Genomic DNA, 17,488 nt, shown 5'->3' with positions numbered 1-17,488 from the left:
ATCCCGTTTCCCATGCGCGTCCACCCGCTGACCGGCCTCGCCGCGGCCGGCAGCACAGCAGTGATCACGACGGCGGCAGGCAGCTGGCCGCTGTCCCTCGCCGTCGTTGCGGGTGCCCTCGCCGTGTCCGCCGCGGGTGGCACGGCCCGCCGGTTGCTGCCGGCGGCTGCGGCAATACTGGTGCCGCTCACGCTGTCCCTGCTGATGGTGCACGGGCTGGCGTATCCCGAGGGCCGCACTGTCCTGGCCGAGTGGGGCCCTGCCCGGGTCACGGCCGAAGGGCTGGGCTTCGCCCTGCAGCGGGGTGCGCAAGTGTGGGGTGCCGTCCTGGCGCTCCTTGCCTTCTCCTTCAGCGTCAGCGTCCCTGACCTGGTGGCTGCCCTGAATGCCAAGGGAGTCCGCGGACGCTTTGCCTTTGTGGTGGCCTCCACGCTCACCCTGCTACCGGCCATCGCGGCACAGGCGGAGCGTATCCGCACCGCCCAGGAAGCCCGCGGGCTGGTGATCCGCAGGGGGCTGGTCCATCGGGCGGCCGCGTTCCGCCTGCATGCTGTACCGCTGGTCCTGGCACTGGTGGACGATGCCGGTACCCGCGCCGCTGCACTGGAAGCGCGTGGATTCAGCAGCAGCGGACCGCGGACCAGCTACCGCACCGTCCCGGACTCCACCGCCCAGCGCCTCTTGCGGGCTGTGCTGTTGCTCGCAGCGGCTGCCGCAGTCGTCCTGCGCCTGTGGGCCGCAGCAGCAGGGGGGTGGGCGTGACCCTCTCATCCCGTCCGGTCCTGCAGGCCGGCATCCAGAGCTTCACATTCCACGACGGCGGCGGGCCAGTCCTGGAGACGATCGGGTTCGCCGCCGCGCCGGGCACCCTGACCGCGGTACTGGGTGCGTCCGGCAGCGGAAAGACCACCCTCGGAAGGTTGCTGGCCGGGTGGCTGACGCCGGGAAGCGGAGGAACCCTGGCTGGCTACCTGGAGCTGGCAGGCACGCGGCTGGACTTCGGTAGCGGAATGGCTGGCGGTGACGGAAAGAGTCACCACCGGGTTGAACCGCGCATCGACCCCGCCGCGTGGGGCTGGCAGGTGGGCTTCGTCCCCCAGGACGCGGCCGCGGCACTTTCCACTGTCCGGGCGACGGTCGCCGAAGAACTGGCCTTTGGGCTGGAGAACGCAGGAGTGCCCCGCGCGGCCATGGTTGCCGCGGTGGACCGCACGGCAGGCCTCCTGGGGCTCACCGGGCTGCTCGACCGAAACCCTGCCAGGCTCTCCGGCGGGCAGCTGCGGCGCCTGGCCATTGGCTGCGCCGTCATCTCCGGGCCCGCCGTGCTGGTCATGGACGAGCCGTTCGCCTCGCTGGACGCGGCAGGGGCCCAGGAGCTGGCGGCCCTGGTGCGGCACCTCGTGGCGTCAGGAACCGCCGTCGTGATCCTGAGCCAGGTGATCGATGGGCTCCTGCTCGCGGCAGACCAATGGCTGGTGCTCGCTAACGGGACCATGGCGGCCGCCGGCGATCCTGCCAGCCTCGGCCCGGAGACCGGCCTTGTTCCTGCAGGAATCCGTCGGGTGGGCGGAGCTGCCCAAGCCGCCGGAGCTGCCCGAGCCGCCCGAGCCGCCGGAGCTGCCCGAGCCTCCCGGCTGCCTTCCCGGACCATGCGGCCGCCCGCCACAGCCGCCCGCCCGGCTTCTCCAGACACTGCGGAGGTTTCAGCCGCCGCAGGCACGGCCGCAACTCCAGCGGCTCCGCGGAAGGCGGCCGGAGCGGACGCGGCGCTCGAGTTGCGTGACGTCTCCTTCAGCTACGGTCCGGAGGCCCGCCGGGCCGGCAACAAAGGCCGGTGGCCGACCCGCAGCAGGAACGTCCCTTCGCCACCCCGGCAGCCCTTGGTCCTGGCTGGCATCAACCTGGCGGTGTACCCGGGGGAGATCGTTGCCGTGACGGGGCCCAACGGAGCGGGTAAGTCGACGCTCCTGCGGCACTTAAACGGGCTGCTGCAGCCGACAGCCGGCTCCGTGCTGGTGAACGGCAGTGACGTCGCCCGGCGTGCGGTAGGGGAGACGGCCGCTGAGGTGGGTTTGCTCTTCCAGCATCCCCGTGACCAGCTGTTCGAACGGACGCTCCTGCGCGAGGTCCGCTTTGGCCTGGAACGCCTGGTGGGTACCGCCCTGGCCGGCGAACGTGCTGCGGCCGCGCTGGCGGCGGTCGGACTCGAACATGCCGCCCACGGACACCCGGCCGAGCTGTCCGCGTCCGGCCAGCGGCTCCTGGCGCTGGCCACCGTCCTGGCCCGGAGGCCCTCGGTCATCGCCCTGGATGAGCCCACCGTGGCACTGGACGGCGACGGCCTGGCCGTGCTGGACGCAGCCGTCCGTTCCGCGGCCGCGGAGGGGGCCGCCGTCGTGCTGGTCACCCATGATCTGGACTATGCACGGACGGCGGCCCACCGCCTGGTGGCGCTCGACGGCGGCCGGCTCGCCGAGTGCTGAGCGGCGGCCGGCTGCGGCAGACTTAGTTGGAGGCCGGACCCGCGGCCACGCCGGACGCCACGCCCGGCGGGAGGAACCGCTTGCCGTTGACCCTTTCGGAGGCACCCACCCGGTCGAGGTACGGCGTGATGCCGCCCAGGAACATGGGCCACCCGGCGCCCAGGATCATGCAGAGGTCGATGTCCTCCGGCCCTGCCACCACTCCTTCGTCCAGCATGAGGCCGATTTCTTCGGCCAGGGCGTCCTGTGTGCGCCGCAGCACCTGGCCGGCAGTTGAGGGGCTGGTACCGAAAGACATCAGTGACAGGGTGGAGTCCGGGATGGCAACGGAACCGTCCGGCGCGGTTTCCCAGAGGCCCTTCACACCGTTGTCGATCAGTTTGTGCAGGTTGGCGGAGACCGGGAACCGGTCGCCGAAGGCACTGTTCAGCGACTCCTGAACGTGCTGGGCCACCGGCAGGCCCACCATGGCCAGCAGCGTGAAGGGGGACATCGGCAGCCCCATGGGTTTCAGGGCACTGTCCGCCACGTCGGCCGGTGTCCCTTCATCGAAGGCGGCCGTCACCTCGCCCATCAGGCGCAGCAGGATCCGGTTGACCACGAAGGCGGCGGCGTCCTTGACCAGCACGCCGGTCTTCTTCAACGTCTTTGCGAGTTCGAAGGCGGTGGCCAGGACGGCGTCATCGGTCCGCGGGGCGCGGACGATCTCCAGGAGCGGCATCACGGCAACCGGGTTGAAGAAGTGGAACCCTACCAGCCGTTCCGGGTGCTGCAGGTCCTCGGCCATGGCCGTCACCGAGAGCGACGACGTGTTGGTGGCCAGGATGCAGTCTCCCGAAACGACGGCCTCCAACTCCGCGAACACCTGCTTCTTGACGCCGAGTTCCTCAAAGACCGCTTCGATCACGAAATCAGCATCCGCAAAGGCTTCCTTGGACACTGAACCGGACACCAGCGCCTTGGTGCGGTTGGCGGCGTCCGCGCTGATCCGCTTCTTCGCCAGCAGTTTGTCCACCTCGCCGTGGACGTAGCCGACGCCCTTGTCCACCCGGGCCTGGTCAATGTCGGTCAGTACCACCGGCACCTTCAGCTGGCGGGCAAACAGCAGCGCCAGCTGGCCGGCCATCAGGCCGGCTCCCACCACACCGACTTTGGTGACAGGGCGGGCGAGTTTGCGGTCAGGGGCACCGGCGGGACGCTTGGACCGTTTCTGGACGAGGTCCAGGAAGGCGTACACGGTGGCGCGGAACTCATCGGTCTGCATCAGCCCGGCCAGTGTCTCGCATTCGAGGGCTGCCGATTCAGCCTGGCTCATGGTGCGGTTGGCTTCCATCAGCTCCAGGACCTTGGCCGGGGCGGGCGCCGCGTTCGACGTCTTGGATTCCACGAACTTCCGGCCCGCAGCCACCGCAGCGGCCCAGCGTCCGGCGGTGTCCGGGTGGGAGGGGTCGACGGCGTTGGCGCGTTCCGGAACCAGCTCGCCGGAGATCACTTTCGCGGCCCACGCAAGGGACTGCTCCAGGAAGTCGGCGGGTTCGAACAGGGCATCCGCGATGCCAAGGTCGAAGGCCTGCGGGCCGCTGAGGGTCCGGTTGTTGCTGAGCGGGTTCTCGATCATCACCTTGACGGCGTTCTCGGGCCCGATCAGCCGGGGGAGCAGGTAGACGCCTCCCCAGCCCGGGACCAGCCCCAGGAGGGCTTCGGGGAGGGCCAGGGCACCGGCGCCGGTGGATACGGTGCGGTAGGTGGACTGCAGTGCGATTTCCAGTCCGCCGCCCAGGGCGGTGCCGTTGATGAAGGCGAAGCTGGGAACGCCCAGGTTGGCCAGCGTTGCATATACATCGTGGCCCAGTTGGGCCATGTGGAGTCCGTGCTCGCGCTCCTCCAGCGACTTCACGGCAGAGAGGTCGGCTCCGGCCACGAGGTAGTAGGGCTTGCCGGTAACCCCGACGCCGGCGATCTCACCGCGGGCGGCCCGGTCCCGCAAGCCTTCCAGCACCGAGCCGAGTTCCACGAGGGTGTTGGGCCCCAGCGTGGTGGGTTTGCTGTGGTCCAGTCCGTTGTCGAGCGTGACCAGGGCAAACGTTCCGGGGCTTTCCTTGCCGGGGGCAGCGGGAAGCGGAATGTCCTGCACGTAGGAATGCGTGACTGTTTCGGTGGGGAACAGGCTGGCGAATCCGGTGAAATCTGCGGCGCTCATGCTGTGGCTCCTTCGGTGTGGACTGCTGCCGGGGCGGTGGTTGCGGTTCCTGTGGTGCCGGTGCCGCCACTGTAATCGGCGTGGTGCGGGTTTTCCCAGATAACGGTCCCGCCCATGCCGAGTCCCACGCACATGGCGGTGATGCCGTAGCGCACTGAAGGGTCCTCTTCGAACTGGCGGGCCAGCTGGGTCATCAGCCGGACACCGGAGGAGGCGAGGGGGTGGCCCACGGCAATCGCGCCGCCGTAGCGGTTAACCCGGGGGTCGTCGTCGGGAATGCCGAAGTGGTCCAGGAAGCTCAGGACCTGGACCGCGAAGGCCTCGTTAATCTCGAAGAGGCCGATGTCTTCAATGGTGAGGCCCGCGTTCTGCAGTGCTTTCTCGGTGGCGGGGACCGGGCCGATGCCCATGACTTCAGGCTCCACGCCGGCGTACGCGTAGCTGACCAGCCGCATCTTCACGGGGAGGCCAAGCTCAGCCGCCGCTTCGCCCGAGGCCAGGACGGCGGCAGTGGCACCGTCATTGAGGCCCGCCGAATTGCCGGCGGTCACGCGGCCGTGCGCGCGGAAGGGGGTGCGGAGTCCGGCGAGGTCGGTAGCGGTGGTCCCGGGGCGCGGCGGTTCGTCCACGCTGTGCACGGTCCAGCCCTGGCCCGGCTTCCGGCCTGCCACCGGCACCAGGTCGGGCTGGATGCGGCCCTCGCGGTAGGCTGCGGCCAGCTTGTCCTGGGATGCCACGGCGTAGGCGTCGCTGCGCTCCTTGGTGATGGCGGGGAAGCGGTCGTGCAGGTTCTCGGCGGTGTTGCCCATGTTGAGGGCGGCAGGGTCCACCAGCCGTTCGGACATGAACCGGGGGTTCGGGTCGGCGCCGGAGCCCATGGGGTGGTTGCCCATGTGCTCCACGCCGCCGGCGATGACGACGTCGTAGGCGCCGAAGCCGATGCCGCCGGCCGTGGACGTTACGGCGGTCATGGCCCCGGCACACATGCGGTCCACGGCGAAGCCCGGTACGGTGCGGGGCAGTCCGGCCAGCAGCGCGGCGGTCCTGCCCAGCGTGAGGCCCTGGTCGCCGGTCTGGGTGGTGGCGGCGATGGCCACCTCATCCACCCGCTCGGGCGGCAGCGAGGGGTTCCTGCGCAGCAGCTCGCGGATGCACTTCACGATCAGGTCGTCGGCGCGGGTACCGGCATGGATCCCCTTCTCACCGGCCCGGCCGAAGGGCGTGCGGAGGCCGTCAATAAAGACGACGTCGCGGACAGTGCGCCGGGTGGCGCCGCTTCCGGTGTGGCTCACGTGTAACTCCTCATCGAGACGTAGGCGCCGCGCACATGCCGGAGGACGGCAGGGTGTGCGGCAGTACGTCCGATGTTACTCGCGAGTAACTTAGGCTGCAAGGCCGGTGTGGAAGGGGCGCCGGAAGGCTAGCTTCCCGCGGTGACCGCGGCTTTCGGCTCTTTGGGCGGAAGCGGCTGTGGATCCAGGAAGGCACGGGTGATAAGCGGGGCAGTGAGCTCCACCTGCCACTCGCGCGCACCGAGTCCGCGAAGCTCCGAGGCCACCGATTCCTCGCTCATCGCAGCCGGCGGGCGCCAGGCAACCCGGCGAAGGTAGTCGGGCGTGAGCAGGTTTTCCACCGGGAGGTTCAGCTGGTCGGCCCGCTCCTGAAGCAGCGGCCTGGCCGTGGCGAGCCGCGCGGCAGCCTCGGGGTCGCGTTCGGCCCAGACCCTGGGCGGCGGCGGGGCGTTCGTTGCCAGGTGCAGCGGGGGAAGATCGTCCAGGTCCCGGGCGGCGGCGATGCAACGGAGCCAGCGCGGCGCCTCGCGCTGCGCCGCCCGGCCATGGAAGCCCTTGGTCCCCAGCAGCTGGGGAACGGTGGAGGGCATGGCCTTGGCAGCGGACACCAGCGCGGAGTCCGGGATCAGCCGGCCCGGTGCGACATCGCGCTTGCGGGCCAGCGCGTCGCGTTCCAGCCACAGTTCCCTGACGGCGGCCAGCTGGCGCCGGTCCCTGATCTGGTGCAGGCCGGAGGTCTTCCGCCACGGGTCCAGACGCGGCGGAGCGATGCCCGCTGCCAGGATCGCGGCAAACTCCTGCTCGGCGTATTCCAGCTTGCCGTCGGTCTGGAGCAGTTCCACCAGCTCTTCCCGCAGCTCGCTGAGGACCTCGACGTCCAGTGCTGCGTAGCGCAGCCACGGTTCCGGGAGGGGGCGGGTGGACCAGTCGGCGGCGGAGTGTTCCTTGGCCAGGCCGAAGCCGAGAAGCTGTTCGATGACCGCGGCAAGGCCCACGCGGGGAAGTCCGGCCAGGCGGGCAGCAAGTTCCGTGTCGAAGAGCTTGTCCGGCCACATGCCCAGCTCCGACAGGCACGGAAGGTCCTGGGTTGCGGCGTGCAGGATCCACTCGACGCCGCGGAGGGCGTCGTTAATGATGGCGAGGTCATCAAAAGGCTCGGGATCGATCAGCCAGGTGCCGGCGCCTTCGCGGCGGATCTGCACCAGGAAGGCGCGCTGGCCGTAGCGGAACCCGGAGGCCCGTTCCGCGTCCACCCCTGCCGGTCCGGTTCCTGCGGCGATGGCGGCTGCGCAGCGTTCCAGTCCGGCCTGGGTCTCGATGACCAGGGGGACGCCCTCACGGGGTGCGTCGAGTTCGATGATTTCGGGGATGGGGCTGTCGAAGCCCTCCACGGTGATATGGGGTGCGGTATCAGCAGCCGGAGCGCCGGCCGTGGTGTTTTCCGGGTTGTTAGGGGTCATGATGCCCCCAGTTTACCGGTCCTGCGCGCCGAAGGTCCGCTGGCACGCTCCCGGCAGGGCTGCATGGGAGTCAGTTCCGGCGCCGCTGCGGCAGGGGCGTGACGCCGTCGGGCAGGGGCGGGAGTCCCGCGAAGGTGCACACCATGTCGGACCAGGCTTCGAGGTGCGCCGTAACATCCGGCGTGGCGGGGGTCCAGGACGCCCGCAGTTCAATATCAATGGTTCCGGGCCGTTCGGAGAGGGTCCCGAAGCTTTCAGACAGCACCCGGGTGGCGGTCCCGCCGGCGGCCCGGTAGGGCGCGTCGTGGTTTTCCAGTGCCTCCACCAGCCAGGTCCAGGCCACCGTTCCGAGCATCTCGTCGTTGCCCATATCCGGTTCGAGCTCGGCACGGATGTAGGTGACGATCCTGAATTCCCCGTCCCACACTGCCGAGCCTTCGGGATCGTGCAGCAGGATGAAGCGCCCGGTGGCGAGCTCCGTGTCGCTGTCCTCCCCGGTCCCGGCGGCGGCCAGGGCCATTGCGGCCGGTCCGTGCAGGGGAGGTGCCGCGGTCCCGGCGCCCTGGGCCATGACTTCCGCGCCCAGGGCGACGGCGAAGGGTGCCAGGCGCGCCGGCGCGGGAATTTCCGCGAGGTGGAGTTCCTTGCGGCACTGGGCTTTCCTGAGGGTTCCCAGAGCATGGAGGAAATCCGGGGGAACCTGGTCAAGTGCGTTCACCATGGCAGATTACGCAACCCTTCAGTGCTGTCCGGGGAGGCTCGCCGTCCCGTGCGCCTCAGCCGGCCTGCCCGCCGTCGTAGTCGCGCAGTTCGTGGCGGATGGCGGCGATGAACGAATCCACGTCCTCTTCGGTGGTGTCGAACGAACACATCCAGCGCACTTCCCGGGCAGCTTCGTCCCAGTCATAGAACCGGAAGGATGCACGGAGCCGGTCCGCCACTCCTTCGGGGAGCACGGCAAACACCCCGTTGGACTCTGTCTTCTGGGTGGGCCGGATGCCGTCGATGGTGTCCACGGCGGCGCGGAGCCTGGAAGCCATGGCGTTGGCATGGGAGGCCGAGCGTAACCAGAGGCCACCTTCCAGCAGGGCAATGAACTGGGCGGACATGAAGCGCATCTTGGATGCCAGCTGCATGTTCATCTTGCGCAGGTACACCAGGCCGTGGGCGGCTTCGGGGTTCAGCGCCACCACCACCTCGCCAAACAGCAGGCCGTTCTTGGTGCCGCCGAAGGACAGGATGTCGACGCCGGCGTCCCGGGTGAAGACACGCAGCGGCACCTGCAGGTGGGCTGCGGCGTTCGCCAGGCGGGCACCGTCCATGTGCAGCTTCATGCCCTTCGCGTGGACATGGTCGGCGATGGCGCGCACTTCCTCCGGTGTGTAGCAGGTGCCCAGTTCGGTGGTCTGGGTGATGGACACGGCCAGCGGCTGTGCGCGGTGCTCGTCACCCCAGCCCCATGCCTCCCGGTCGATCAGCTCCGGAGTCAGCTTCCCGTCCGGGGTGGGGACCTGCAGCAGCTTCATGCCGCCGATGCGTTCCGGTGCCCCGTTTTCGTCCATGTTGATGTGGGCGGTGGAGGCGCACACCACGGCTCCCCAGCGGGGGAGCAGGGACTGCAGCGAGAGGACGTTCGCCCCGGTTCCGTTGAACACGGGGAAGCATTCGATGCCCGGCCCGAAGTGCTCCTCCATGACCCCGTGAAGCCGGGAGGTGTAGTCGTCCTCGCCGTAGGACACCTGGTGGCCTTCGTTGGCTGCGGCAAGCGCCGCCAGGATCTCCGGGTGGACGCCGGAGTAGTTGTCCGAGGCGAAGCCCCGCACGTTGGGGTCGTGCAGCCGAAGGGCCGCACCGGTCTCTGCTGTGGTTGTCATGCCTTTGCTCACATTCCCAGTCTATGTATGGCTTGCAGCGGTGGGGTGCCCCTGTGCGGTGGGGCGCTGCCGGGTCACGGAGCCAGCCGGACCCGGGTGCCGTTCAGATCGGCCGCCGGGGCGTCGAACAGCCCCACCACCGCTTCCGCGAGTTCGGCCACGTCCGTGGCTCCCGGGAACGTCCGCTCCGGGTGGCTGCGGCGCAGTCCGTCGTCCACGAGGGACTTCACAACGAGGACGACGGCGGCAGCCTGCCCGCCGCCGTCGGCCGCGGCTGTGCGGCGGAAACCGTCCGCCACGGCCATGGTCCACGCCTCGGCTGCAGCCTTGGCGGCCACGTAGTTGGCCACGCCGGCCGCCGGCTTTTCCACGGCAGTGGAGGAGATCATGGCGAACCTGCCGTGCGGGGAGGCGGCAATGTCGTCAAAGAACACCCGGGTGATGTTGCGCAGCGTCGTGACGGCTCCCCGCTCGAGGAAATCCCAGTCCTCGTCGGATTGATCGGGGATTCCCTGCGCACCCCGCCATCCGCCCACCAGGTGGATGACGGCGTCCACGGTCCCGGCCTGGAGCGCGACGTCGCCGCGGAGCTGCCTGACGTCGTCGAGGCTGGCGAGGTCGCACGTGAGGTGCGTGACGCCGTCGCCCGCCTGTTGTGCTGCTGCCTCGATCCGCTGCTGGTCGGAACCCACCGTGATGACCCGGTGCCCGGCCATGTGGAGGGCACGGGCGACCGCTACGCCGGAGGCTCCGCTGCCGCCTGTGACGAGGACGGTGAGTGCCGGAAGCGTGCCGGCGGTTCCCCTCACAGCGCCGAGCTGCCGGTGATGCCTGCGGTGGACTCGATGACAGGGCGCATCTTCTTCTCCAACGCCTCGTAGAACATGGACAGCGGGAATTCATCGTCCAGCACCTGATCGGTCAGGCCCCGCGGGGCACCGGACAGGGGGAGGGCGTCCGGGCCCTTTGCCCAGACGGACGCGGGGTTAGGCGTGACCGTGCCGGAGATGAGCTCGTAGGCTGCCAGCCAGTGGGCGGTCTTGGGCCGGTCGATCGAGCGCCAGTAGAGGTCGTCAATCCGTGCCCCGAGCGCCATGACGGCGTCCGGCACCCCGTCCCAGTCGATGGTGAGCCGGGTATCGGTCCAGTGCAGGACGTGCTGCTGGTGCAGCCACGCGAACAGCAGTTGGCCACCCAGGCCGTCGTAGTTGCGGACGCGGCTCCCGGTGATGGCGAAGCGGAAGATCCGGTCGAAGATGACGGCGTACTGCACCAGTTTGGCGTGCCGGCGGGCTTCAGGATCGGCGTCGTCGTCCTTCTCGATGCGCACGGATTCCCGGAAGGCTGTGAGGTCGCAGCGGAGTTCTTCCAGCGAGTACAGGAAGAAGGGCATGCGCTGCTTGATCATGAACGGATCGAAGGGCAGGTCGCCGCGCATGTGGGTCCGGTCGTGGATCAGGTCCCACATGACGAAGGTGGCCTCGGTCAGGTCCTGGTCGGCCAGCAGCTCAGCGGCGCCCTCGGGCAGTTCCAGGCGGGTGGTCTCAGCAGCGGCCTTGAGCACGCGCCGGAAGCGCGCGGCTTCGCGGTCGGCAAAGATGGCACCCCAGGTGAAGGTGGGGGTGGTGCTGACGGCCACGGTTTCCGGGAAGAGGACCGCTGAGTTGGTGTCGTAGCCTGCGGTGAAGTCGACGAACCGGATGGGAACAAACAGTTTGTTGGAGTAGTCGCCTGCCTCCAGGCCGGCGATGAACTCGGGCCAGATGACCTCGATCAGCACGGCCTCCACCAGCCGGCTGCTGCTGCCGTTCTGGGTGTACATGGGGAAGACCACCAGGTGCTGGAGGCCGTCCTGCCGGAGTTCCTGGGGCTGGAAGGACAGCAGCGACGAGAGGAAGTCCGGAACGGCGAACCCGCCGGCCACCCAGGCCGTGAAGTCGGCGCAGACCGCGTCAAGGTAGGCGGCATCGTGCGGGAAGGCCGGGGCAAGGGCCCGCACGGCGTCCACGATGCTGTCAACGTGCAGTGCCGCCGTGCTGTGGCTGGCCACGTCCGGCACGGAGCCGTCCGCCGCCTGCAGGCCCTGGAGGGCTGACGCTGCGGTCCGGAGGCGGATCCAGTCCTGGTTGTCCGCGGAAATCCGGGGGACGGCGGTGAGGGTTTCAGTCATCGTCGCTGCCTTTCTGGGCGTTGCTTGCTTCTCTCTTCGGAGCGTAGCAAGCAACAAGCAGAACTAATCTGAAAAGCGGTTGAGGCTAAGAAAGACTATTTCTCAGCTCCGTGCTCTGCGCGTTGAGCCCGCCCTGCGCTGGGGGATCGTGGTTCTGGGCGCGCCCTGTGAACGGACCGGCGGGCGGACCCGGCAGGGCTGACTGCCGCGCCCGCCCGCCGGCACTGGCTGCTGAATCAGCCCGCCGCAGTACCGTCCGTCCGCACCGTGCCGTCCGCCGCCTCTGCCCCGTCCTTCGGGACGAGCCGCAGCGACACGGAGTTGATGCAGTAGCGCTGGTCCGTGGGAGTACCGTAGCCCTCGCCGTCGAACACGTGGCCCAGGTGCGAATCGCAGGCGCCGCAGCGGACCTCCACGCGGTCCATCCCCATGGTGCGGTCGTGGATGTAGCGGACCGTGCCCTCGGCCAGCGGGGCCCAGAAAGACGGCCAGCCGCAGTGCGAATCGAACTTCTCGTTGCTGGTGAACAGTTCGGTCCCGCAGGCCCGGCACTGGTACACGCCCGCAGTGTGGGTGTCCCAGTACTCGCCGGTGTACGGGCGCTCGGTCCCAGCCTGCCGGAGGACGCGGTACTCCTCGGGCGTCAGTTCCTCGCGCCACTGCGCGTCGGACTTCTGCACGGCGGCCGCGCCGTCCTCCCCGCCGGTGCCGTGGGAATCGGCTGCCGGGTCCGCGACAGCGTGGGTGGCCTTGTTTCCGAAAATGTTGTTTCCGAAGATACTCATGTTGTGGTCAACGCCTAGGAGTCGCCGATAAATCCCGATCCTGCGTACAGGTGCAGGACGGGGATGCCGAGCTGGTCCTGGGCCTTGTTCGCCCAGTCGGTGTGGAAGGTATCGGACACAGCGTGTGGCCGCGTGATCACCACTGCCTGCGTGGCGCCGGTGTCCCTAACCCTGGCCACCAGTCCGTTGACGGCACCGCCGTCCACCACTTCACCGTCCACTCCGGCGCCCAGTCCTTCCAGGGCGGCAAGTGAGGCTGACAGGGTCTCCGTGGCGTGCGCGCGTTCCTCGGCGGGGTCCGGCGCGCGGGAGGTCAGTTCGCGGAAGGCCGCGGCAATTTCCAGGAGGGAGAGGTGTTCGAGGAAATCCACCAGCAGGTGCCGTTCGGTGTTGGCCGGCACAAGGACCAGCAGCCGGGAGTCTGCTCCGTCCACCAGGCGTTCGATGTTCAGGCGGTCGTCCGCCCCCAGTGGCGCTTCGGTCAGGATGACGATGGGTTCGCTCATGGCCTTAGCCTAGCCCTGTGCGTGGGGAGCCGCACTCACCTGTACACGGGGCTGTCACGGTGTACGGGGGACCGGTCCACACAGGACCCGCCCTCACCGGAATGCGGTGATCCTTCCGGTGACGGTAAGAATAGGAGCATGGCTTCTTATCTGCGGACGCGCCCGGAGCACACTGCCCACACCCCGGAAACAGGGGGCATGTCGCTGGGGACCCGATGGGCTATCGCCGGTGCCATCGCAGGTAGTTCCCTCACTGGGCTGCTGGCTGCGGGTTCGTCAGCGCTCGCCGTATATTTCGCCCGCCGCGTCATTACGCCGGCGCGGCAGCGGACATCAGACCAGGAGGTCCTTGCGGTCATCCGCGACGGGCAAAAGCAGCAGGTGATCCTGGCCGCCACGGACGACACCACGGTGGACGGCCGTTACGGCTTCTATTTCGATGGCGGCAGGGGACACGCCAGGATCGGCCGCATCATCTCCTATTCGCCGGCGGAACGGACTGTACTGCGCGAAGTCGAAGCGGTTTACGCCGGGGACCTTTCTGCCGCCCGGTGGGGCTGGTGGAGCGGCGCTCTCTACCCGGACCCGGCCGCCGTCGGCTATGCAGCCGAGGAGGTGGCCATTCCCGTGGGACGCGGCGAGGCGCCGGCCTGGCTGGTCCGCGCCGGCGGAACCGCACGGACATGGGCGCTCATGGTCCATGGGCGAGGCGCCAGCCGGCAGGAAGCGCTGCGGGCGGTGGGTCCGGCGCTGGAGCTGGGGCTGACCAGCCTGCTGTTGTCCTACCGCAATGACGGCCTTGCGCCTTCGGCGGACGATGGCCGGTATGGACTGGGGTCTACGGAATGGCAGGACATTGAGGCGGCCATCGGATACGCACTGGACAACGGCGCCGAGGAGGTTGTGCTCTTTGGCTGGTCCATGGGCGGGGCCATCTGCCTGCAGGCAGCGGACCTGTCCCGGTACCGGCACCTGATCCGGGCCATGGTCCTTGACGCCCCCGTCATCGACTGGGTCAACGTCCTGGCCCACCATGCACAGCTGAACCGGATACCCTCGCTGGTGGGCCGGTATGGGCAGCTCATGCTGGGGCATCCGCTCGGACGCAGGCTGACGGGCTTGTCCGCGCCCGTGGACCTCAAGGCCATGGACTGGGTATCACGCGCCGTCGAACTGCGGACCCCTACACTGATCCTGCACAGCGTGGATGACGAGTATGTGCCCTATAAGCCGTCCGCGCTGCTGGCCGAGCGGAACCCTGAAATGGTGACCTTCGAAGCCTTCAACCACGCGCGGCACACCAAGGAATGGAACGTGGACCCCGAGCGCTGGGAGCGGCTGGTAAAGGCATGGCTGCGCCAACAGCTCGCGCCGCGCCTCAACCCGGGCGCCCGGCCGGGAAACCAGCCTGGCTGATCAGCCCGGCTGGTCAACGTGGTTAGTCAGCGTGGTTAGTCAGCGTGGCTCGTCAGCCTGCCGGCTGCCCGCATTGGCAGCCCCGACGAGCAGCTAGGCCTTGCTGCCGATCGGTGCGGTGACTGCGTCGGTCAGCCGGACAAGGTCCAGCGGTGCAAGTTCGATATCAAGGCCGCGCCGGCCGCCGGAGACGAGCATGGTGTCCAGCTCCAGGGCGGAGGAGTCGAGCACCGTGGGGGAGGGGAGCCGTTGGCCAAGCGGTGAGATACCGCCCAGTACGTAGCCGGTCCGGCGTTGTGCGGCGGCCGGATCTGCCATGGTGGCCTTCTTTGCCCCCATCGCCGCAGCGAAGGCTTTCAGGTCCAGGGTCCCGCTGACGGGAACGATGCCCACGGCCAGCCTGCCTTCAACCTCCACCATCAGTGTCTTGAACACCCGTGCCGGATCGATCCCCAGGACTGCGGCCGCCTCCGCTCCGTAGCTGGCCACGGCCGGATCATGGGGATAGGGGTGCAGCACGAAGGGAACCCCGGCGGCGGCGAGTGCCGCCGTGGCCGGGGTTCCCTGTGCAGTGCTTTTTCGTGCCACGCGTCCGTGGCGTCAGGCGCGGACGCCGGACGCTGCAGCTACCTTGCGCTTGATCCTGCCCAGCATCGCCGTCATGCCCCTCATCCTGAGCGGGGTGATGGCCCGGGTGAGGCCCAGCAGTTCGGGCATGTCGTCCGGTACTGAAAGGATTTCCGCTGCCGAGAGTCCATCCAGGCCTTCGTGCAGCACTCCGGCGAAGCCACGCGTGGTGGGCGCTTCGGCGGGGGCCTTGAAAAAGAGCCGGACTGCGGTGCCGGGACCGTCGCTGCCGTCCTTTTCCGTTTCGATGGTCAGGAACAGCGGCGACTGGCACTCCACTACCTGCTCCAGGAGCTCGGGGTGGTTGGTGAGCCGTTCGGGAAGTTCCGGAAGCCCCTCCGAGAATTCGAGCAGCAGCTGCAGCCGCTCGGGCTCGGACAGGGCCTGGAAGTCGTCCACAATCGCCGCAAGGGCGGAAGGCAAGGCTTGAGTAGTCATCATGGCCAGTTTACGCGGGAGCTTTCGTCAGACTCCAACGGTGACGGGGAAGGAGCCGCGCTCGGCACCCTTGACGATGGGGACGCGGACGGCGTTGCCCCACTCGGTCCAGGAGCCGTCATAGTTACGGACGGACTCGAAGCCCAGCAGGAACTTCAGTGCAAACCAGGTGTGGCTGGAACGCTCGCCGATGCGGCAGTAGGCCACCACGTCGTCGCCCGCGGCAAGGCCGGCCTCGCCGAGGTAGATGGCGTCAAGTTCTTCCCGGCTGCGGAACGTGCCGTCCTCGGCCGCTGCGCGGGCCCACGGTACGGAGGCAGCAGTGGGGATGTGGCCGCCGCGCAGTGCACCCTCTTCCGGGTAGGCCGGCATGTGGGTGCGCTGGCCGGTGTACTCCTCGGCGGAGCGGACGTCGATCAGGGGCTTGCCCAGGTGGGCCAGCACGTCGTCCTTGAAGGCGCGGATGGGGGCGTCGTCGCGCTCCACCACGGGGTAGTTGCCCTGGGCGGGCGCAAGCTTGTCCTTGGTCAGTTCCCGGCCTTCGGCGATCCACTTGTCCCGGCCGCCGTCGAGCAGGCGCACGTCCTGGTGGCCGAAAAGGGTGAAGACCCACAGGGCGTAGGCGGCCCACCAGTTGGACTTGTCGCCATAGATCACCACGGTGCTGTCGCGGGAGATGCCCTTCGAGGCGGCCAGCTCAGCGAAGGCTGCGCCGTCAACGTAGTCGCGGGTGACGTCATCGTTCAGGTCGGTGTGCCAGTCGATCTTCACTGCGCCGGGGATGTGGCCGGTCTCGTAGAGCAGCACGTCCTCGTCCGATTCCACGACAACCAGCTCACCGTTGGCAACGGCGCCGCTCTCCAAAGCGGAGGCGAGCCACTCGGTGGAAACCAGCCGCTCCGGGTGGGCGTAGGCGGCGAACTTTTCATTCTGTTCAACGGGGTAGGGCATGGTGTTGGCCTTTCATCGAGGACACGGGAGGGCCGCGCAGTGCGGTAAACGGCTCCTGCATGGGGACCTTTCCCCACACTATCCAGCGGCTGATGCGTTGTCCGTATTCCGTTAACAGGACGAAATGTTGGCTTCATCACCCCGGGTGGTCCCGCCGACGCTGCGCCGGGACGGGGACCGTGAAGCCGGTATCCTTTCTGGGGACCACCTACCAGCAGAACGGACCACCTTGGTACAGATCGAACAGCTTGCGGCGCGCACTCCTGCAGTGTCGGTGAACGAACTCCTTAAGGGTTTCTATCCATCGCCGCGGTTTGGCCAGGTGTCCTTCGCCAGCTACCGTCCGGACCCGAAGCAGCCCAGCCAGGCTGCTGCCGTCCAGGCGCTGGAGGGGTTTGCCGGCAACGTGGCACCGTCTGACGGCGGCGGGCTCTTCAAGAAACTGTTCGGCAAGAAGGACAGCTCGCGTGCCGGCATCTACCTCGACGGCGGATTCGGCGTGGGCAAGACCCACCTCCTCGCGTCGCTCTGGCACGCCGCCCCCGGACCGAAGGCCTTCGGCACCTTCGTTGAGTACACCAACCTGGTGGGCGCCCTGTCCTTCCGCAAAACGGTTGACGCACTCAGCAGCTACAAGCTGGTGTGCATCGACGAATTCGAACTCGACGACCCGGGCGACACCGTCCTGATGTCCAGGCTGATGCGGGAACTGGCCGACGCCGGCGTGAAGCTGGCTGCCACCTCCAACACCCTGCCCGGCTCACTGGGTGATGGCCGCTTCGCTGCCGTGGATTTCCAGCGCGAGATCCAGGTCCTGGCGGACCAGTTCGACGTTATCCGCATCGACGGCGAAGACTTCCGCCACCGCGGCTTGCCGGCAGCCCCCGCCCCGCTGAAGAACAGCGAACTGTCCTCCCACATGAAGGCCGAATTCGACGGCAAGACGGTGGCCCAGGACGAGTTCAGCACCCTGATCCACCACCTCGCGGGCGTGCACCCGAGCCGGTACCGCCAGCTCATCGACGGAATTGACGGCGTGGTGTGGCGCAACGTGGAAACCATCACCGAGCAGGCCGTGGCGCTGCGGTTCGTGGTCTTGGCGGACCGTCTTTACGACAAGGACGTCCCTATCCTTGCCAGCGGCGTTCCGTTCGACAAGCTCTTCACAGAGGAAATGATGGCCGGCGGCTACATGAAGAAGTACTTCCGTGCCGTGTCCAGGCTCACTGCACTGGCCCGCGAAGGCCAGAACCACGAACCGTCCTAGTCCGTCCGGCGGGGCGGCG

At 68.4% G+C, this 17,488-nt stretch carries 16 protein-coding genes; 4 read left to right on the top strand and 12 right to left on the bottom strand.

Going from position 1 to position 17,488, the window contains the following annotated elements; all coding sequences use genetic code 11:
* Nucleotides 1–12: 12 nt before the first annotated feature.
* Both AC1DBN_RS15350 and AC1DBN_RS15345 read left to right on the top strand, forming a co-directional pair.
* Entirely contained in the window at nucleotides 13–762 is a 750-nt protein-coding gene (locus AC1DBN_RS15350; RefSeq protein ID WP_314213381.1) for an energy-coupling factor transporter transmembrane component T, read from the top strand.
* On the top strand, nucleotides 759–2,483 hold the full coding sequence (locus AC1DBN_RS15345; protein ID WP_314213380.1) for an ABC transporter ATP-binding protein: 1,725 nt from the start codon (nucleotides 759–761) through the stop codon (nucleotides 2,481–2,483). Before AC1DBN_RS15350 ends, AC1DBN_RS15345 begins: the two co-directional genes overlap by 4 nt.
* Before the next feature lie 22 nt (nucleotides 2,484–2,505).
* Here AC1DBN_RS15345 and AC1DBN_RS15340 read toward each other — a convergent pair whose 3' ends face one another.
* The 9 genes from AC1DBN_RS15340 to AC1DBN_RS15300 all read right to left on the bottom strand — a co-directional run bounded on the left by AC1DBN_RS15340 (nucleotide 2,506) and on the right by AC1DBN_RS15300 (nucleotide 12,770).
* The gene (locus AC1DBN_RS15340) at nucleotides 2,506–4,683 is read right to left on the bottom strand and encodes a 3-hydroxyacyl-CoA dehydrogenase NAD-binding domain-containing protein (protein ID WP_477723581.1); all 2,178 of its coding nucleotides are present in this window, start codon (nucleotides 4,681–4,683) and stop codon (nucleotides 2,506–2,508) included.
* The gene (locus AC1DBN_RS15335; protein ID WP_091719609.1) at nucleotides 4,680–5,975 is read right to left on the bottom strand and encodes a thiolase family protein; all 1,296 of its coding nucleotides are present in this window, start codon (nucleotides 5,973–5,975) and stop codon (nucleotides 4,680–4,682) included. The genes AC1DBN_RS15340 and AC1DBN_RS15335 overlap by 4 nt, the downstream gene beginning before the upstream one ends.
* Before the next feature lie 128 nt (nucleotides 5,976–6,103).
* Entirely contained in the window at nucleotides 6,104–7,435 is a 1,332-nt protein-coding gene (locus tag AC1DBN_RS15330; RefSeq protein ID WP_477723580.1) for an HRDC domain-containing protein, read from the bottom strand.
* Between the two features lie 70 nt (nucleotides 7,436–7,505).
* Complete coding sequence (locus AC1DBN_RS15325; protein ID WP_091719612.1) at nucleotides 7,506–8,156, bottom strand: DUF3000 domain-containing protein; 651 nt, start codon at nucleotides 8,154–8,156, stop codon at nucleotides 7,506–7,508.
* Nucleotides 8,157–8,211: 55 nt separating this feature from the next.
* Nucleotides 8,212–9,309: a threonine aldolase family protein gene (locus tag AC1DBN_RS15320; RefSeq protein WP_477723592.1), complete on the bottom strand. Its 1,098-nt coding sequence runs from the start codon at nucleotides 9,307–9,309 to the stop codon at nucleotides 8,212–8,214.
* 74 nt (nucleotides 9,310–9,383) lie between these two features.
* The gene (locus tag AC1DBN_RS15315) at nucleotides 9,384–10,118 is read right to left on the bottom strand and encodes an SDR family oxidoreductase (protein WP_314213375.1); all 735 of its coding nucleotides are present in this window, start codon (nucleotides 10,116–10,118) and stop codon (nucleotides 9,384–9,386) included.
* The gene (locus AC1DBN_RS15310; RefSeq protein WP_477723579.1) at nucleotides 10,115–11,479 is read right to left on the bottom strand and encodes a DUF6421 family protein; all 1,365 of its coding nucleotides are present in this window, start codon (nucleotides 11,477–11,479) and stop codon (nucleotides 10,115–10,117) included. Before AC1DBN_RS15310 ends, AC1DBN_RS15315 begins: the two co-directional genes overlap by 4 nt.
* A gap of 236 nt (nucleotides 11,480–11,715) precedes the next feature.
* Nucleotides 11,716–12,264 (bottom strand): peptide-methionine (R)-S-oxide reductase MsrB, encoded by a 549-nt coding sequence (msrB, locus tag AC1DBN_RS15305; protein ID WP_477723578.1) that lies wholly within the window; start codon nucleotides 12,262–12,264, stop codon nucleotides 11,716–11,718.
* A gap of 14 nt (nucleotides 12,265–12,278) precedes the next feature.
* Nucleotides 12,279–12,770 (bottom strand): hypothetical protein, encoded by a 492-nt coding sequence (locus AC1DBN_RS15300; protein WP_477723577.1) that lies wholly within the window; start codon nucleotides 12,768–12,770, stop codon nucleotides 12,279–12,281.
* 138 nt (nucleotides 12,771–12,908) lie between these two features.
* On the opposite strand from AC1DBN_RS15300, the gene AC1DBN_RS15295 reads away from it, so the two are divergent.
* A complete protein-coding gene (locus tag AC1DBN_RS15295; protein ID WP_477723576.1) occupies nucleotides 12,909–14,186 on the top strand; it encodes an alpha/beta hydrolase family protein in 1,278 nt (425 codons plus the stop codon).
* 93 nt (nucleotides 14,187–14,279) lie between these two features.
* Here the strand turns inward: AC1DBN_RS15295 and ybaK are convergent, their stop codons facing one another.
* From ybaK to AC1DBN_RS15280, 3 genes are read right to left on the bottom strand one after another with little or no spacing between them, the layout of a single operon-like run.
* Nucleotides 14,280–14,774 carry a Cys-tRNA(Pro) deacylase gene (gene ybaK / locus AC1DBN_RS15290; protein ID WP_314213370.1) on the bottom strand — a complete coding sequence of 165 codons (495 nt, stop codon included), beginning with the start codon at nucleotides 14,772–14,774 and terminating at the stop codon, nucleotides 14,280–14,282.
* Nucleotides 14,775–14,786: 12 nt separating this feature from the next.
* Nucleotides 14,787–15,251: a SufE family protein gene (locus tag AC1DBN_RS15285; protein ID WP_091723945.1), complete on the bottom strand. Its 465-nt coding sequence runs from the start codon at nucleotides 15,249–15,251 to the stop codon at nucleotides 14,787–14,789.
* Between the two features lie 27 nt (nucleotides 15,252–15,278).
* On the bottom strand, nucleotides 15,279–16,202 hold the full coding sequence (locus AC1DBN_RS15280) for a sulfurtransferase (protein WP_477723575.1): 924 nt from the start codon (nucleotides 16,200–16,202) through the stop codon (nucleotides 15,279–15,281).
* A 229-nt stretch (nucleotides 16,203–16,431) separates the two neighbouring features.
* On the opposite strand from AC1DBN_RS15280, the gene zapE reads away from it, so the two are divergent.
* Nucleotides 16,432–17,469: a cell division protein ZapE gene (zapE, locus tag AC1DBN_RS15275; RefSeq protein ID WP_261620543.1), complete on the top strand. Its 1,038-nt coding sequence runs from the start codon at nucleotides 16,432–16,434 to the stop codon at nucleotides 17,467–17,469.
* The last annotated feature ends 19 nt before the right edge of the window (nucleotides 17,470–17,488 follow it).

The organism is Pseudarthrobacter sp. 10T415, from assembly GCF_056394175.1.
This window is presented reverse-complemented; position numbering and strand designations above follow the sequence as displayed.

What these genes read in the sequence shown, in the direction of transcription:
- AC1DBN_RS15350 (WP_314213381.1), top strand. Translation starts at nt 13, where the DNA reads ATGCGCGTCCACCCGCTGACCGGCCTCGCCGCGGCCGGCAGCACAGCA.
- AC1DBN_RS15340 (WP_477723581.1), bottom strand. Translation starts at nt 4,683, where the DNA reads ATGAGCGCCGCAGATTTCACCGGATTCGCCAGCCTGTTCCCCACCGAA.
- AC1DBN_RS15330 (WP_477723580.1), bottom strand. Translation starts at nt 7,435, where the DNA reads ATGACCCCTAACAACCCGGAAAACACCACGGCCGGCGCTCCGGCTGCT.
- AC1DBN_RS15325 (WP_091719612.1), bottom strand. Translation starts at nt 8,156, where the DNA reads ATGGTGAACGCACTTGACCAGGTTCCCCCGGATTTCCTCCATGCTCTG.
- AC1DBN_RS15320 (WP_477723592.1), bottom strand. Translation starts at nt 9,309, where the DNA reads ATGACAACCACAGCAGAGACCGGTGCGGCCCTTCGGCTGCACGACCCC.
- AC1DBN_RS15310 (WP_477723579.1), bottom strand. Translation starts at nt 11,479, where the DNA reads ATGACTGAAACCCTCACCGCCGTCCCCCGGATTTCCGCGGACAACCAG.
- msrB (WP_477723578.1), bottom strand. Translation starts at nt 12,264, where the DNA reads ATGAGTATCTTCGGAAACAACATTTTCGGAAACAAGGCCACCCACGCT.
- AC1DBN_RS15300 (WP_477723577.1), bottom strand. Translation starts at nt 12,770, where the DNA reads ATGAGCGAACCCATCGTCATCCTGACCGAAGCGCCACTGGGGGCGGAC.
- AC1DBN_RS15295 (WP_477723576.1), top strand. Translation starts at nt 12,909, where the DNA reads ATGGCTTCTTATCTGCGGACGCGCCCGGAGCACACTGCCCACACCCCG.
- AC1DBN_RS15285 (WP_091723945.1), bottom strand. Translation starts at nt 15,251, where the DNA reads ATGACTACTCAAGCCTTGCCTTCCGCCCTTGCGGCGATTGTGGACGAC.
- AC1DBN_RS15280 (WP_477723575.1), bottom strand. Translation starts at nt 16,202, where the DNA reads ATGCCCTACCCCGTTGAACAGAATGAAAAGTTCGCCGCCTACGCCCAC.